Origin of the sequence: Halomonas sp. EF61 (genome assembly GCF_040147045.1) — a bacterium.
Taxonomy (GTDB): Bacteria; Pseudomonadota; Gammaproteobacteria; order Pseudomonadales; family Halomonadaceae; genus Halomonas; species Halomonas litopenaei.
Genome location: NZ_JAMSHM010000002.1, coordinates 695,714 through 710,203, shown reverse-complemented (window position 1 = coordinate 710,203; position 14,490 = coordinate 695,714). Strand labels below are relative to the sequence as shown.

Annotated in this window: 10 protein-coding genes; 7 read left to right on the top strand and 3 right to left on the bottom strand. The window is 63.3% G+C overall.

Going from position 1 to position 14,490, the window contains the following annotated elements:
• Positions 1 to 210 precede the first annotated feature (210 nt).
• On the top strand, positions 211 to 1,488 hold the full coding sequence (serS, locus tag NFI08_RS12025; protein WP_349589598.1) for a serine--tRNA ligase: 1,278 nt from the start codon (positions 211 to 213) through the stop codon (positions 1,486 to 1,488).
• A 218-nt stretch (positions 1,489 to 1,706) separates the two neighbouring features.
• Here the strand turns inward: serS and NFI08_RS12020 are convergent, their stop codons facing one another.
• Positions 1,707 to 2,579, bottom strand: a complete 873-nt coding sequence (locus tag NFI08_RS12020) for an SIMPL domain-containing protein (RefSeq protein ID WP_261392147.1) — start codon at positions 2,577 to 2,579, stop codon at positions 1,707 to 1,709.
• Between the two features lie 333 nt (positions 2,580 to 2,912).
• On the opposite strand from NFI08_RS12020, the gene NFI08_RS12015 reads away from it, so the two are divergent.
• Positions 2,913 to 4,046 (top strand): AI-2E family transporter, encoded by a 1,134-nt coding sequence (locus NFI08_RS12015; protein WP_045994370.1) that lies wholly within the window; start codon positions 2,913 to 2,915, stop codon positions 4,044 to 4,046.
• 248 nt (positions 4,047 to 4,294) lie between these two features.
• Here NFI08_RS12015 and NFI08_RS12010 read toward each other — a convergent pair whose 3' ends face one another.
• Complete coding sequence (locus NFI08_RS12010; RefSeq protein WP_349589593.1) at positions 4,295 to 6,229, bottom strand: alkaline phosphatase D family protein; 1,935 nt, start codon at positions 6,227 to 6,229, stop codon at positions 4,295 to 4,297.
• A gap of 259 nt (positions 6,230 to 6,488) precedes the next feature.
• Here NFI08_RS12010 and NFI08_RS12005 point away from each other — a divergent pair, with 259 nt between their 5' ends.
• Complete coding sequence (locus tag NFI08_RS12005) at positions 6,489 to 7,484, top strand: cation diffusion facilitator family transporter (RefSeq protein WP_108450108.1); 996 nt, start codon at positions 6,489 to 6,491, stop codon at positions 7,482 to 7,484.
• A gap of 101 nt (positions 7,485 to 7,585) precedes the next feature.
• Here the strand turns inward: NFI08_RS12005 and NFI08_RS12000 are convergent, their stop codons facing one another.
• Positions 7,586 to 9,235 (bottom strand): FMN-binding glutamate synthase family protein, encoded by a 1,650-nt coding sequence (locus NFI08_RS12000; protein ID WP_045994372.1) that lies wholly within the window; start codon positions 9,233 to 9,235, stop codon positions 7,586 to 7,588.
• Positions 9,236 to 9,636: 401 nt separating this feature from the next.
• On the opposite strand from NFI08_RS12000, the gene NFI08_RS11995 reads away from it, so the two are divergent.
• The 4 genes from NFI08_RS11995 to NFI08_RS11980 all read left to right on the top strand — a co-directional run bounded on the left by NFI08_RS11995 (position 9,637) and on the right by NFI08_RS11980 (position 14,424).
• The gene (locus NFI08_RS11995) at positions 9,637 to 9,843 is read left to right on the top strand and encodes a cold-shock protein (RefSeq protein WP_045994373.1); all 207 of its coding nucleotides are present in this window, start codon (positions 9,637 to 9,639) and stop codon (positions 9,841 to 9,843) included.
• A 282-nt stretch (positions 9,844 to 10,125) separates the two neighbouring features.
• The gene (locus NFI08_RS11990; RefSeq protein WP_045994374.1) at positions 10,126 to 11,895 is read left to right on the top strand and encodes an SLC13 family permease; all 1,770 of its coding nucleotides are present in this window, start codon (positions 10,126 to 10,128) and stop codon (positions 11,893 to 11,895) included.
• A 114-nt stretch (positions 11,896 to 12,009) separates the two neighbouring features.
• A complete protein-coding gene (locus NFI08_RS11985) occupies positions 12,010 to 12,672 on the top strand; it encodes an alpha/beta hydrolase (RefSeq protein WP_108450110.1) in 663 nt (220 codons plus the stop codon).
• A gap of 186 nt (positions 12,673 to 12,858) precedes the next feature.
• Positions 12,859 to 14,424, top strand: a complete 1,566-nt coding sequence (locus tag NFI08_RS11980) for a sensor domain-containing diguanylate cyclase (RefSeq protein WP_349589587.1) — start codon at positions 12,859 to 12,861, stop codon at positions 14,422 to 14,424.
• The last annotated feature ends 66 nt before the right edge of the window (positions 14,425 to 14,490 follow it).

Below are 14,490 nucleotides of genomic sequence, written 5' to 3'. Positions count from 1 at the left end.
TCTACGTATTACTTTAAACACAGCTTTGCGATTTTACGTCTCGACGTAAATGCGACGACAAGTTTCTGTGTAGTGCCTACAACCAGGCTTGATCAGGATTGGCCCTTGATTACCAATCCTCTTGCTTGCTTGCTTGCTTGCTTGCAGAACGGACGTGGCGCTATCTCAGGCGATTGATTCAACTTTCATTCAGGCGACGGACCAGACTCCATGCTCGATCCGAAACTGCTGCGCGGCGACCTCGATACGCTCGCCCAACGACTGGCCACCCGCGGTTACTCTCTCGACAGCGAGGCGCTTGGCTCGCTGGAATCCCGCCGTCGCGAGCTGCAGACCGAGACCGAGCGTTTGCAGAACGAGCGCAACACTCGCTCCAAGGCGATCGGCAAGGCCAAGGCCGCCGGCGAGGACATCCAGCCGCTGCTCGACGAGGTCAGTGACCTGGGCGAGCGCCTGGACGCCGCCAAGGTGGCGCTGGCCGAGGTGCAGGGCCAGTGGGAAGACATCGCTGCGGGGATTCCGAACCTGCCCCACGCCAGCGTGCCCGAAGGTGCGAGCGAAGACGACAACGTCGAGGTGTCGCGCTGGGGCAACCCCGGCGAGTACGCCTTCGAGGTCAAGGATCACGTCGACCTGGGAGCCAAGAAGGGCGATCTGGACTTCGAGGTTGCCGCCAAGCTGACCGGCGCTCGCTTCGCCGTGATGCGCGGGCCGATCGCTCGCCTGCACCGCGCCCTGACCCAGTTCATGCTCGACAAGCAGACCCTGGAGCACGGCTACGAAGAGTGCTACGTGCCCTACATGGTCAACCGGGACTCGCTCTACGGCACCGGCCAGTTGCCCAAGTTCGGCGAGGACCTGTTCAAGCTTGACGACGAGCGCGAGTTCCACCTGATCCCCACCGCCGAGGTGCCGCTGACCAACCTGCTGCGCGGCGAGATCGTCGACGCTGGCGCCTTGCCGCTGAAGCTGACCGCCCATACTCCCTGCTTTCGCAGCGAGGCAGGTTCCCACGGTCGCGATACCCGCGGGATGATCCGCCAGCACCAGTTCGACAAGGTCGAGATGGTGCAGCTGGTCGATCCGGCCAAGAGCTACGAGGCGCTGGAGGAAATGCGCGGCCACGCCGAGGCGATCCTTCAAGCACTCGAGCTGCCTTATCGGGTGGTGACCCTGTGCACCGGTGACATGGGCTTCTCCGCCGCCAAGACCTACGATCTCGAGGTCTGGCTGCCGAGCCAGGACACCTACCGCGAGATCTCCTCGGTGTCCAACTGCGAGGACTTCCAGGCACGCCGCCTGCAGGCGCGCTTCCGCGCCAAGGGTGAAAAGAAGCCGCAGCTTCTGCACACCCTCAACGGCTCCGGCCTGGCGGTGGGCCGCTGCCTGATCGCGGTGATGGAAAACCACCAGAACGAGGACGGCTCGATCACCGTTCCCGAGGTGCTGCGTCCCTATATGGGTTGGGTCGAGCGCATCAACGTCTGATCCGTCCTTGAGAGGGGCGGGCGCGCTTGCCCTTGCTCAAGCAAAAGCCCCGGTGGTCGAGACCACCGGGGCTTTTTACGTCACGGACTTTTTACGTCACGGGGTTTTGCGTGACGGGCTTAGGCGATATGGCACCGGACCCCGGCCGCTTTCCGTTGGGCGGGTGCGACTCGCTGGCCACCGGTGCCATGGCCGTCGGGCTGACGTCGCCGCTATCGTCATTGCGGCGCAGCCGGGACCTGCTGGCGATCCTGATCGATATCCGCGGTTGCCTCGGCCAGCCCCCAGCGGACCTGGACACCGGCGTCAATGGTGATGCTGCCGGGGCTGTAGTCGGCGTTGCCGCCGCTTTCGGCCATGTCGGCGCGCATCGCCATCATGCGTGGCTGAAACACCGGGGCGTTGGTCTCGCTGACATGGATCACCTCACCGAGCTCCACTCCCAGGGCGTCCGCCATCAGTTCGGCCTTGGCCCTGGCGCGCTCGAGAGCCTGGGTCAGTGCGCGGTCGCTGGCCGCGTCGCGGTCGGCAAGATCGTAGCTGACGCCGTCCAGTGCATTGACGCCGGCTTCGGTCAGGGCGTCGAGCAGGGTCGGAAGGCTATCGAGATCGCTGATCGCCAGGGTCACCGGACGCTCCAGGCGAGTACGTACCATGGGGATGGGGTTGTCGTTGCCCTGGCGCGTTTGATGCAGCATCTCCTGCTGTACCCGCAGCGATCCAGCGTTGATCGCCTCGCGGGAAAGACCCGCGTCTTCCAGCGCCGAGATCAGCTCGGCGGCACGATCCTCCAGGCGTTGGCGGGCCTCAGCCAGGGCCTGGCCGTGGTCACCACTGTCCTTTTCCTGGGCGATGGCCGGTGTCAGCTCCCACAGTCGGGCGTTCAAGGTCGCCTCGTCCGGCGCGACCTTGAGCTCGGACTGGGCCTGGATATCCAGATAGCGTGGCGTGGGTGACTCGGCGGCCAGGGAGGGCGTGGCGGCCATAGAAGCCAGCGCCAGGCCGAGCCCCACCGTTGCCAGCCGGTGGAGGTGGCGCAGGCGAAGGCTCGGCATCGCCCGTGACCGGGCGGAGGGAGTGGCGAGTGACATCGGATTCTCCTTGTAACGTGGGGGATGAACGACAGGGCAAACAACAGGGCGAACAACAGGGGGCGCGTCGCAGACAAGTCTGACAGGTACCCGCACCGGCCAGGGCCTACTGGCTGGGACGGTGTCCCTGGCGAGACGTTCCCGGATCTCAAGCGTCTCCACGATCCTTGCATGGTTGAGGCTGGGCCGGCCAATGTCGCCGGAGTGATACACGGAACATTGGCAATGTTGCGCCATGTGCCATGATTCTTTGTGCTGAAACGATTGGCGGGGCATGATGGCGCCGACAACGCCGTCGAGCCGACGGCTGGTTAACGAGAGGAGCTACCGTCCATGGAAGATGAAGTCGAGGCGCAGGAGCGCAGGCTCCCCTTGAACCTGACGCTGGCCCTGGCTGCACTGGTGGTCATCGTCGCCGGCATGCGCGCGGGGGCAGACCTGCTGGTGCCGGTGCTGCTGTCGCTGTTCATCGCGGTGGTGTGTACCGCCCCGGTGCAGTGGCTGCACGAGCGGGGGCTGGGCTTGAGACTATCGGTATGGGTCACGCTGGTGGTGATCGGCGGCATGCTGATCCTGCTGGCGCTGTTGCTGGCCAATAGTGTCGGTACCTTTGCCGAGGCCTTGCCCGGGATCGAGGAAAAGCTCTACGAATACTACCTGCGCCTGCTCGATGGACTGGCCAGCATGGGGCTTGCCATCGACACCCAGCGGTTGGCCGGGTTTCTCGACACCCAGAAGCTTGGCGAATGGCTACCGGCACTGCTCAGCCAGCTCGGCAATCTGATGATGCAGAGTGTCGTGGTGGCGCTGCTGGTGATGTTCATGTTGTTCGAGACCCTGAACTTCCGCGACAAGATATCCCGGGCGCTGGCCAACCCCGCCCCGAGCCTCGAGCGCTTCAACGAGTTCAGCCACACCCTCAAGCGTTACCTGGCGGTCAAGACCGTGATCAGCCTGGTCACCGGGGCCCTGGTGTGGGTGGCCTGTCTGCTGGTGGGGGTCGACTTCCCGCTGCTGTGGGCGGTGTTGGCCTTTGCGCTCAACTATATCCCCAACATCGGTTCGGCCATCGCCGCGGTGCCGGCGGTGCTGCTGGTGCTGGTGTCTCCGGACGGGGGCATGGGCGATGCGCTGCTGCTGAGCCTTGCCTATCTGTCGATCAACTTCGTCATGGGCAATCTGGTCGAACCGCGGGTCATGGGGCGGGCGCTGGGGTTGTCCACCTTCGTCGCCTTTCTGTCGCTGGTGGTGTGGGGCTGGATCTTCGGGGTCACCGGCATGTTGCTGTCGGTGGTGCTGACGATGACGTTGAAGATCGCCCTCGACAGCCACCCCCAGACCCGCTGGATGGCCCACCTGCTGGGACCGGCCAAGGGTGGCCCGGTGGAGGACGCCAGCCGGCCACTGGCCGAGCGTGCTCGCATGAGCAAGCTGAAACGCAAGGTCGAATCGGTCCAGCGCAAGTAAGCCGACCGGGCACATGAGCCAGCGATATGGACCACCTGAACGCAAGGTCGAATCGGTCCAGCGCAAGTAAACCGACCGGGCGCATGAGCCAGCGATATGGACCACCTGAACGCAAGGTCGAATCGGTCCAGCGCAAGTAAACCGACCGGGCGCATAAGCCAGCGCTAGTAAGCTGGGCAAACCCAACAAAAGGTTGAGCCGACCCGGTCAGGGTCGGCTGCTGTAGCGCAAGCGAGCCAAGGACGGGGTTATGGCGCCTTCTCGGGCGGTGGAAACACCACCTCCATGCCGCGGGCGTCGAGCTGACGGATGTCCTCGGGGCTGCCGTCCTCGGCCAGGGTGACCAGACCGATGCCGGGCCCGTTCCACAGGCGTTCTCCGGCCTTGGCGCGGTCCGGGTCCCTGGGCTCCACTGCCATGGGCCGGCGCTGGGTGAACCAGTTGAGCGGCGAGCGTGGCGAGTAAAGCCAGCGATTGAGCCGGTCGAAGGTATCCAGCAGGGTGTCAGGAAAGCAGTTCTTGAGACCGCTGGAGGTGATCTGCCAGATCATCGGGCCCTGGTGCCGGTGACGGATACGCACGTCGTAGACGAAGGAGTAGTGCACGTCGCCGGACAGGATGACGTAGTGTCCCGGGGTCCGCGAGTGGCGGAAGATGTTGAGCATCACGCTGGCGGCGCCACGATGGGCCATCCAGTTCTCGGCATCCACCAGCAGCGGCTTGCCCGCCAGGGTGAACAATTTCTGGATGGTCTCGATCAGCTTGACCCCGAACATCGGCGCCGGAGAGACGATGACCGCCGACGGTGCGTCGATCAACTCCTGCTGAAATTCCGATAACGCCTCCCAGTCCATCAGGCCGGATGGCCGTTCGGGCTTGCGCCCATTGCGCCAGCGTCGGGTGCGGGTATCCAGCACCACCAGCCGTGGACTGCCCTCCACCTGAAATTCCCAGCCCTCGAAGCGAAAGAGGCGCTCGAGACAGGCATCCTGCTGATCCTTGTCGAGCCAGCCTTGATGGTCATTGGCGTCGTTCAACAGCGCCTGGGCTTCGTCCAGCGGTGTCTTCAACCGCTCGGGGGCGTTGCCCCAGCCCTGACACAGCAGATAGGCCAGCAAGGCATTGCCGATGATGCGCTTGGAGAAGGGGTGGCCGTAAGCCGTGCTTTCCCACTGCGCGGTAAGGTTCCAGTCGTCGGTGACGTCGTGGTCATCGAAGATCATCAGGCTCGGCAACTGGGCCATGACGCGGGCGGCGGCAGGCAGGGTAGCGACAAAGTCGTCGATGATCCGAGCCTGGTCGTCGTAGGTCTCTCGTCGCTCTTCTTCAAGCGCAGGAGGCTGGCACTCGATGAGGCGCCACGGCGTCGGCGACCAGACCAGCAGGTACATGGCCACCATCTCGGCGAAGGTCATCAGGTGATTGGCGGCGCTGGCCGACGTGAACACCGGCTTGCGTACGCCCCCGAAGAAGCGATCCTTGAGGGCAGCCGAACTCTTGACGTCGGGCAGCAACTCCTCGCGTCGATAGTAGCTGAAGGGGCTTGCGTAGAGCGATTGGCTGTCGTCGATGGTCGAGCCCTCGAGGGTCTCGTCGAACAGCCCCAGGCGCTCGATCAGCGCGTGTATCGCCACCAGCAAGGGGCCGGCGACGTCATCGGCGTAGATCTGGTCGCCGGTCATCAACAGCCAGGCCGGCCACTGTTCGGGACAGTCGAGACGCTGGGCGAGCCAGCTGTCCAGATGGGCCAGGCCGTCCGGGCCATCGTAGTGAGGACGACGGCAGGAGCCGTGCAGCAGGCGCCGGTGGCTCGACGCCAGCACGAATGCCGGCGTCTCGTGCCCTTCATGGCACAGATGGGGCGCCAGCTCGCCGAGGGATGCTTCGCGCTCGTCCGTCACCTTGAGGTCGTAGTCGATCCGGGTGTCCTGGGGCAGAGGCTCATCCAGCGGTGCATCGATCAGGTAGAGCAGGGCATGGCGGCCCAGTGGCACCAGCCGGTAATCGTCCTCACCAAGCGGCTGTCGGCGAGGTGACTCGCCGCTGGGTGACAGCTCGAGGGTCAAGCTGAGCGGACGGCTCGCCACCAGCCAGATGCGCAGACGTTCGGGACTCAAGCGTCGCAGGATGGGGCCGGCGAGGATAGCGGGGAGGTCGTCGGGAGACGTTCCGGTGTCGGTCATGGCGGTCCTGTGTCGGTTCGCTGTCGGTAAGCCCCGTTCCGGGGGAGACCTCGCGCATGGCGAATACATCAAGAGTATCAACGGTAAGCGGCAAGGAGGCCAGAGCGCCGGCGTATGCCATGCAGACTGTTCCCGAGGTGGCCGTTGCGCTGGCTGGTCTGGTAGCGCTGGTCTTGAACTGGCTGCGCGAGTGGACCAGGTCAGCACCTGGCAAATGCTAGCATCAAGGATGAGGAACGCGTCTTCCCGGGAGACTCCCATGGCTCATGAACATCGAACGACCGAAAGCGCCAGAGCGGACGGCCCTGCTCACCAGCACGCTGAGCGTGACAAGCATCGGCACGATCCCCACGGTCATGACGCGCACCGCCATGGCCATGGCATCGGCCATGTGCACACCGACAGCCAGCGTCGGCTGGCTTGGGGCATCCTGCTGACCGCGTCCTTCATGGTGGCCGAGGTGATCGGAGGTGTTGTCTCCGGATCGCTGGCGCTGCTGGCCGACGCCGGCCATATGCTTACCGACAGCGCTGCTCTGGTACTGGCCTGGTTCGCCGCCCGCCTCAGCAAGCGACCTGCCGACGACGCCCGCAGTTTTGGCTATGACCGGGTGCAGATCCTCGCCGCCTTCGTCAACGGCTTGACTCTGATCGCCATCGTTGTGTGGATATCGATCGAGGCGGTCCGCCGCCTGCTGAGTCCGGTCGAGGTGCTGGGGCCTGTCATGCTGACGGTGGCGGTGGCGGGACTGCTGGTCAATATCGTGGTCTTCGTGATTCTTCACGGCGGCGATCGCGACAATCTGAATATTCGCGGTGCTGCGCTGCACGTGCTGGGCGATCTGCTCGGTTCCGTTGCGGCGATCGTTGCATCGCTGGTGATCATGGCGACCGGATGGACGCCGATCGACCCGCTGCTGTCGGTGCTGGTGGCGCTGCTGATCCTCAGGAATGCCTGGACACTAACGCGCCAGAGTGGGCACATCCTGCTGGAAGGCGTTCCGGAATCCCTGGACATCGATGCCATGAAGCGGGCCGTCGTCGAGACGGTACCGGCGGTATGCGACGTTCATCATGTTCACGCCTGGTCGCTGACACCCGGACGGCATCTGGTGTCGATGCACGTCGGCGTGCGCTCGGGAGAAGACCACCAGACAACTCTGGTGGCAGTGCGGGAGGTGCTGACCCAAGGGTTCGATATCGAGCATGTCACGATGCAACTGGAAGAGGTGGGGGACTGCGTCGACCATCGCTGAGCAACACCACTGCGTGGGGTCAGGCAGGCGCAAGGTAAGCCGAAAGGGAAGAGCGGGTGGCCGCCCCCCCTGGAGGCAGGGAGGGCGAGGATGGCCGGCGACTAGAGAAGCTTGGTCTGTCGCAGACTGTGCAGGGCGCAGGGGGCATCGAAGCTGTTCGCATCTGCCAGATCCCAGAACTCACGATACAGCGGATGGTTCTTGGCGCCGCCCTCCAGCAACTCCTTGGGTGCCAGGCTGTCGATCAGGCTGATGTAGGGCAGCGCCTTACCATTGGAGAGGCGCCTGATGATGTGTTCGGGGCCAAGTTCGCTGGGGTGATGCAGCCCAGCAGCCTCCAGCATCTCGCACAGGGCGAACTTGGTATTGGCGTGGAAGTTCTTCACCCGCACCGACTTGTCCTCGACGTCCAGGCGGTTGCCGCGGGCCTTGTCCTGGGTGGCGACCCCGCTGGGGCACTGGTCATTGTGGCAGCTCTGGGCCTGGATGCAGCCCAGCGAGAACATGAAGCCACGGGCCATGTTGACCCAGTCGGCGCCCAGCGCCAGCGTGCGGGCGATGTCGAAGGCGCTTATGATCTTGCCGCTGGCGCCGATGCGAATCTCGTCGCGCAGTCCGGCGCCGACCAGGGTGTTGTGGACCAGGATCAGGGCGTCATTGAGCGGCATGCCGAGGCGGTTGATGAATTCCAGCGGTGCGGCGCCGGTGCCGCCCTGGCCACCGTCGACCACGATATAGTCGGGGCGGTCGCCGCATTCCAGCATGGCCTTGACCATGGCGAACCATTCCCAGGGATGGCCCAGGGCCAGCTTGATGCCCACCGGCTTGTCGCCGGAGAGGGTGCGCAGCTCCTGGATGAAGTGGATCATCTCGCAGGGGGTGGAGAAGGCGGAGTGCTTGGACGGCGAAAGTACGTCCTGGCCTTCGGGCACGCCGCGAGTCGAGGCTATCTCGGCGGTCACCTTGGCCCCCGGCAGGATGCCGCCATGGCCAGGCTTGGCGCCCTGGGAAAGCTTGATCTCGATCATTTTCACTTCGTCACGACGGGCATTCTCCTTGAACTTGTCGCGATCGAATCCACCGTCGTCGCGACGACAGCCGAAGTAGCCGGAACCGATCTGCCACACCAGGTCGCCGCCGCGCAGGTGGTAGGGCGATATCGCCCCTTCCCCGGTGGTGTGGTAGAAGCCCCCGAGCTTGGCACCTTCGTTGAGGGCGCTGATGGCATTGGGCGACAGGGCACCGAAGCTCATGGCGGAAATATTGAGCACGCTGGCCTTGTAGGGCTTGGCGCGATGCTCGCCAACGACCACGCGGAAGTCATGATCGGTGATCTCCACCGGTGACAGCGATGGCCCCATCCACTCGTAGCCGGGGGCGTTCATGTCCCGGAGCGAGCCGAAGGGCTTCTTGTCGATGGTGCTCTTGGCCCGTCGATAGACCAGCGAGCGCTGCTCGCGGGAGAAGGGCGACTCGAAGGTGTCCGCCTCAATGAAGTACTGGCGGAACTCGGGCCCGATGGATTCCAGGAAGTAGCGAATATGCGCCAGGATCGGGTAGTTGCGACTGACCGTGCGGCGACGCTGGACGATGTCATAGGTGCCCAGCGCGGTCAGCGCGCCAAACGCCAGCACCCCCGTCAGCCACCATAGTGACGCCAGTAGCCCGAGCAGGCTGACGATCAGGCCGGCGACGGCGATGTAGTAGGCGCCGAAGCGGGTCGAGGCGTGGCGTGAAAGGTACGAGGCCATGTCGTTCTCCCTGAGTCACGGTTTTCTTGTGTTCTTTACTCATGCAAGCACATTACCTGTCACCGGCATAGAGCACGCGGCACCGGGTGACGACCAGGCACAGTGGAGCAAAAGGCGGAGGCATGGCTCGGGAGAGAGGCCGCGCTATAGGCGGCAGCCGGCCAGTCGTGAGGTGCTGCTGCAGGTGACTGCAAAGCGTCATCGTCTCGTAACCAAGTGCAAATAGTGTTTGACCTGAGCGCCAAGACGGCGCATGCTGCTCGCAGTTGGTTAGCAAGTTGAACGTCTCAGAGGTCATCGAAGCATCCTGGCGACGATGTTCCGGGGGAAGGTTTCTTGTTTTACCCACTGCAACTCGGGTATCTCCCGGTAATGTATATACGCTAGTCGAGGATTCGATCATGGCAACTGGTACCGTCAAGTGGTTCAACGACACTAAGGGCTACGGCTTCATCTCTCCGGACGACAACGGTGACGACCTGTTCGCTCACTTCTCCGAGATTCAAGCCGACGGCTTCAAGTCCCTGCAGGATGGCCAGAAGGTCTCCTTCGAGGTGACTCAGGGCAAGAAAGGCCTCCAGGCTTCCAACATCAAGGTCATCGACTAAGTCGATCGCTTGATGGCCGCTCAGGCGGCATGATGCATCGCACTTGATGCATGGAAAAGGCTCGCTACGGCGGGCCTTTTTGCGTTTCTGATGTGTCATTCTGCGCCCCGGGTGGGTGCCGGTGAAGGACACCCGTAAACGAGGTGAATCTCTCGCAAAGGCGCTGTGGCATAGGGTGAATGGCGCATATGCCTGAAAGAGATAAAAAAATAATACATTGTAACTATTTAGAATAAGGTGAGGGAGGCACAATAGGCTGATTCTCTTCAGCAAGGCCACCTCATGTCGCTGGATGCCTGGATCGCCCTTTCCGTTGCCTGTGCCGTCTTCCCGTTGATGGCGCTGACCCGTCTCGGCCCCGACATGGTGCTGATGGGGGCTCTTGTGGTGCTTCTGAGCCTTGGGGTCATCGACGCCGAGCAGGCGTTGGGCGGCTTTTCCAACAGTGGCCTGTTCACGGTCGCCTTCCTCTACATCCTGGTCGCCAGCCTGCGTGATACCGGTGGTATCGATCTGATCATTCGTCACGTGCTGGGACGCCCCTCCGGCGAACGTCACGCCTTGTCACGCCTGGTGTGGCCAGTCACCGCCGTCAGCGGGCTGCTCAACAACACGCCGGTGGTGGCCACCTTCATCCCTGCGGTGATCAGCTGGGGGCGTCGCTTCTCGATTGCCCCGCAGTTGCTGCTGATGCCGCTGAGCTTCGCTTCGATCCTCGGCGGCACCGTCACCCTGATGGGTACCAGTACCAATCTGGTGGTGCATTCGCTGATGCAGGAGCGCTTCCCGGACCTCCACCTGGGGCTGTTCGAAATCGCCTGGGTGGGCGTGCCCATGGCGCTGGTTGGGGTCGTCTACCTGCTGGTAGTAACGCCTCGTCTGCTGTCCAGGCGCCCCGGCAGCGAGGAGGCCTTCGCCAACCTGCGCGAGTTCACCATCGAAATGGAAGTGGATCCGCAGGGGCCGCTGGTCGACCGCACCGTCGAAGAGGCCGGGCTGCGGCATCTTTCCGGGCTCTTCCTGGTGGAAATCGAACGCGGTGGCAATGTGGTCAGCGTGGTGGGGCCGGGTGAACGTCTCAAGGGCGGGGATCACCTGGTCTTTGCCGGCACCACTGAGGGGGCAGTGGAATTGCAGCAGATGCGCGGTCTGAGGCCATCCCGTCTGGGGGAGTCGCATCTTGAGAAGGAGTTTCGCGAGCGCCGCCTGGTGGAAGCGGTAGTCTCCGACCAGTGCCAGTTCATCGGGCAGAAGATTCGCGATGGCCATTTTCGCACGCTCTATGGCGCCGCTGTGCTGGCGGTCTGTCGTGGTGGGCGCAGGGTGGCGGGTAGCCTCGGGCAGATTCGTCTGCAACCCTCCGATGTGCTGTTGCTCGAGGCGCGCCCGGCCTTTATCGAACGTCATCGACAGTCTCAGGACTTCCTGTTGATCAGCCAGGTCAATGGTCAGGCCAGGCCCGCCTTCGACCGAGCGCTGCGCGCCTGGGCGATCCTGGCGACGGTAGTGGTGCTGGCCTCCACCGGGCTGATGAGCATGATGAACGCCGCCATGCTGGGCGCCACGGCAGCCCTGTTGAGCGGCTGTGTCAGCGTCCGCAGTGCCCGTCGCGGCATGGACACCCAGGTGTTACTGACCATCGCCGCATCCTTTGGCCTGGGCGCCGCACTGCAGACGTCCGGGGCAGCAGATGTGGTGGCCCGTGGGCTGCTGAGTGTCGTCGGCGACAGTCCCTGGGCGCTGCTGGTGGGCACCTACTGTGTGGTGGCGCTGCTGACCTCGCTGGTGACCAACAATGCCGCAGCGGTCATTACCTTCCCCATCGCCATGGCAGGGGCCGAGAGTCTCGGCGTCAATCCTTTGCCCTACGTGGTCGTGGTGATGTTTGCCGCATCGGCCAGTTTTCTCACCCCGATTGGCTATCAGACCAATCTGATGGTCATGGGCCCCGGTGGCTACCGGGTTCAGGATTACCTCAAGCTCGGCGGCCCCCTGAATCTGCTGACTGCGGTCGTGGTGCTGGTGCTGACCCCCTTTTTCTGGCCCTTCTAAAAAGCCCTGTGTGCTTCTCGGTAGCCGGGTGACTTCACCTGTTTGGCTCGTCCCCTCTGGCGCATTGCGGTAGGCTAGGAGGTTGTGCTTTGCAACATAGACTGAGATCTGCCCATGAGCGACAACGACCAGCTGGTCATCGAGCCCCGAGGCGAAGCGGACGCCTGCATGATCATTCTTCACGGCCTGGGAGCGGATGGGCGTGACTTCGAGCCGGTGGTGCCCATGCTGCCAAGGCCCGGTTACGCTCAGATCCGATTTATCCTGCCCCATGCACCGCGCCTGCCGGTCACCATCAATGGTGGCATGGTCATGCCCGCCTGGTACGACATTCTCGAGATGAGCCTGGACCGTCGGGTGGACGAGATGCAGCTGCGGCTGTCGGCCGAGCGGATCAAGGGCGTCGTACAGTCCCAGATCGATGCCGGCATCGACAGCCGACGTATCCTGCTGGCCGGGTTTTCCCAGGGTGGGGCCGTTGCCTACGAGGCCGCCTTCAGCTTTGACAAGCCGTTAGGCGGTCTGCTGGCGATGTCCACCTACTTTGCCACCGCGAACTCGATCAAGCTGAACGAGGCCAATCGCGACCTGAGGGTGGAAATCCATCACGGCAGCATGGATCCGGTGGTACCCGAATCCCTGGGCCGAGCCGCCTTCGCTCGTCTGGAGGAGCTTGGCTATCACACCGTCTATCGTCAGTATCCCATGGCTCACGCGGTCTGCCCGCAGCAGATCGGGGATATCGGCGAGTGGATGAGTGAGCTGCTGGGACAGTGAGTCCTGAGGCTGCTTTGCTCAGCCTGCGAACATGAGACTTTTCATCCTGCGAAGGAAGTCTGGTTCTTCTAAGCTTTTTTCGTACAAAAAATTAAGAAAAAGCTTACGGGATGCAGGGTGATGTCTGTATGGAGGTTTTTCCGTCGCGACAAGACAAAGGCCGAGAGTGGCGCACCCCCAAAGACCATGACGGTCAGTGACGGGGAGTCGGGGGCCGAGGCCCTGCTGGGCGCCGCGCCGGGGTCCGCCTTGTTGCTTGACCATGAAGGAATCATCGTCTGGGCGAACGCTCGTCAGTGCAATGAACTGGGCAAGTCTCTGGCAGACATCAGGGGGCTGCGCCTGACCGATGTTCATTGCAGTACGGCAGCCGAGACACTGGAGCTGGCCCTTGCGCGTTGTCGCGAGGGAGGCGGGAGCTGGGAAGGCGTGGTGGCCTGTGACGGGGTTGGTCGTCTACGTCACCTTGGTACCAGCATCCACCCGGTGTCGTGGTGCGCTGCCCGCTGGATGCTGATGAAGCACGACGTCAGCCGACTGCAACTGCAGGCGGCGTCAGCTCAGCGACTGAGCCGCACCATTGAAAGCCGCATGGCGAGGCTCCCGGGAGTGGTGTTCCGGCTGCGCCAGTCGCCCGGGGGAGGCTTGTCGTTTGACTACCTGGGACCTGGCTTCGAATCCCAGACGGGGCTGTCTCGTCAAAGAGCCCTTGAAGACGTCGAGGTCGTGCTTTCCAGGCTGGACGAGGACGCGCGTGAGCAGTTGACGCTGGCGCTCGCCCAGTCGCTGGTCAGCCTCACACCCTGGCACCTGGACATCACCCTGGGTGATGCTCAGGAGACCGTAGCGGAAGGACAGCGCTGGTTCGAGGCCAGGGGGACGCCCCAGCGATTCGATGACGGCACCGTGGTCTGGGATGGCCTGCTGCTGGATGTGACCCAGCGCAAGCAGGCGGAGTCGCGTGTCGCCAAGCTGGTCAGCACCGATGTCCTCACCGGCGTGATGAATCGCCGTGCCTTCCTCGAGGCAGGAGCGCGGGTACTCGCCCGATTGCGGCGCCGTGGCGAGCCAGCGGTGCTGGCGATGCTGGATCTTGACCATTTCAAGTCACTGAACGATGCCTACGGCCACGCCGCCGGGGATATGGTGCTGAAGGCTTTCGCCGATACCTGTCGTCTAAGCCTGCGCCCCTATGACCTGCTGGCGCGTATCGGGGGCGAAGAATTTCTGGTACTGCTCGGTGACGTTCATGCCGAAGACGCCTGGGACATACTGGAGCGTCTTCGAAGCAACGTGGAAGCATCGACCTTGAAGGTCGACCGTCGTGCCCTCAAGGTAACGGTGAGCATGGGAGCCATCTGTGTCGGGCAGGACGAAAGTCTCGACATGGCCATGCGGCGTGTGGACGGAGCGCTCTACGATGCCAAGCGTGCCGGTCGCAACCAATTGAAGGGCCTCCTTCCTGAGTATGAACGCGATAACCTCGCGTTGGGCAAGGCCCTGGCATCATCCACCATCTACAAGGAGATCGAGATGGCGTTGAGCGAAGATCTGCGGATCCCCAAGCCCTGCCCGAACTGCGGCAGCTACAACATGCGAGTCCCCAGCACCAAGAATCCCGATGAAAAGGTGCACTGCGCTTCCTGCCAGACCTACGTCTGCCTTTATTCCGAAGCGGCCGAAATGATCGAGAAGACACCCAAGAGCGAGTCCGAGGAGCTGATCGAGAAGGCCATGAACCGGGACAAGTGACCGTGACAAGTGACCGGGGCAACTGAAAGTGTCAGCTCCGGGCCGAACGCCAGCGCCCCCGCCTTG

Coding starts and splice junctions, on each gene's coding strand:
- serS (WP_349589598.1), top strand. CDS start 211: ATGCTCGATCCGAAACTGCTGCGCGGCGACCTCGATACGCTCGCCCAA.
- NFI08_RS12020 (WP_261392147.1), bottom strand. CDS start 2,579: ATGTCACTCGCCACTCCCTCCGCCCGGTCACGGGCGATGCCGAGCCTT.
- NFI08_RS12015 (WP_045994370.1), top strand. CDS start 2,913: ATGGAAGATGAAGTCGAGGCGCAGGAGCGCAGGCTCCCCTTGAACCTG.
- NFI08_RS12010 (WP_349589593.1), bottom strand. CDS start 6,229: ATGACCGACACCGGAACGTCTCCCGACGACCTCCCCGCTATCCTCGCC.
- NFI08_RS12005 (WP_108450108.1), top strand. CDS start 6,489: ATGGCTCATGAACATCGAACGACCGAAAGCGCCAGAGCGGACGGCCCT.
- NFI08_RS12000 (WP_045994372.1), bottom strand. CDS start 9,235: ATGGCCTCGTACCTTTCACGCCACGCCTCGACCCGCTTCGGCGCCTAC.
- NFI08_RS11995 (WP_045994373.1), top strand. CDS start 9,637: ATGGCAACTGGTACCGTCAAGTGGTTCAACGACACTAAGGGCTACGGC.
- NFI08_RS11990 (WP_045994374.1), top strand. CDS start 10,126: ATGTCGCTGGATGCCTGGATCGCCCTTTCCGTTGCCTGTGCCGTCTTC.
- NFI08_RS11985 (WP_108450110.1), top strand. CDS start 12,010: ATGAGCGACAACGACCAGCTGGTCATCGAGCCCCGAGGCGAAGCGGAC.
- NFI08_RS11980 (WP_349589587.1), top strand. CDS start 12,859: ATGACGGTCAGTGACGGGGAGTCGGGGGCCGAGGCCCTGCTGGGCGCC.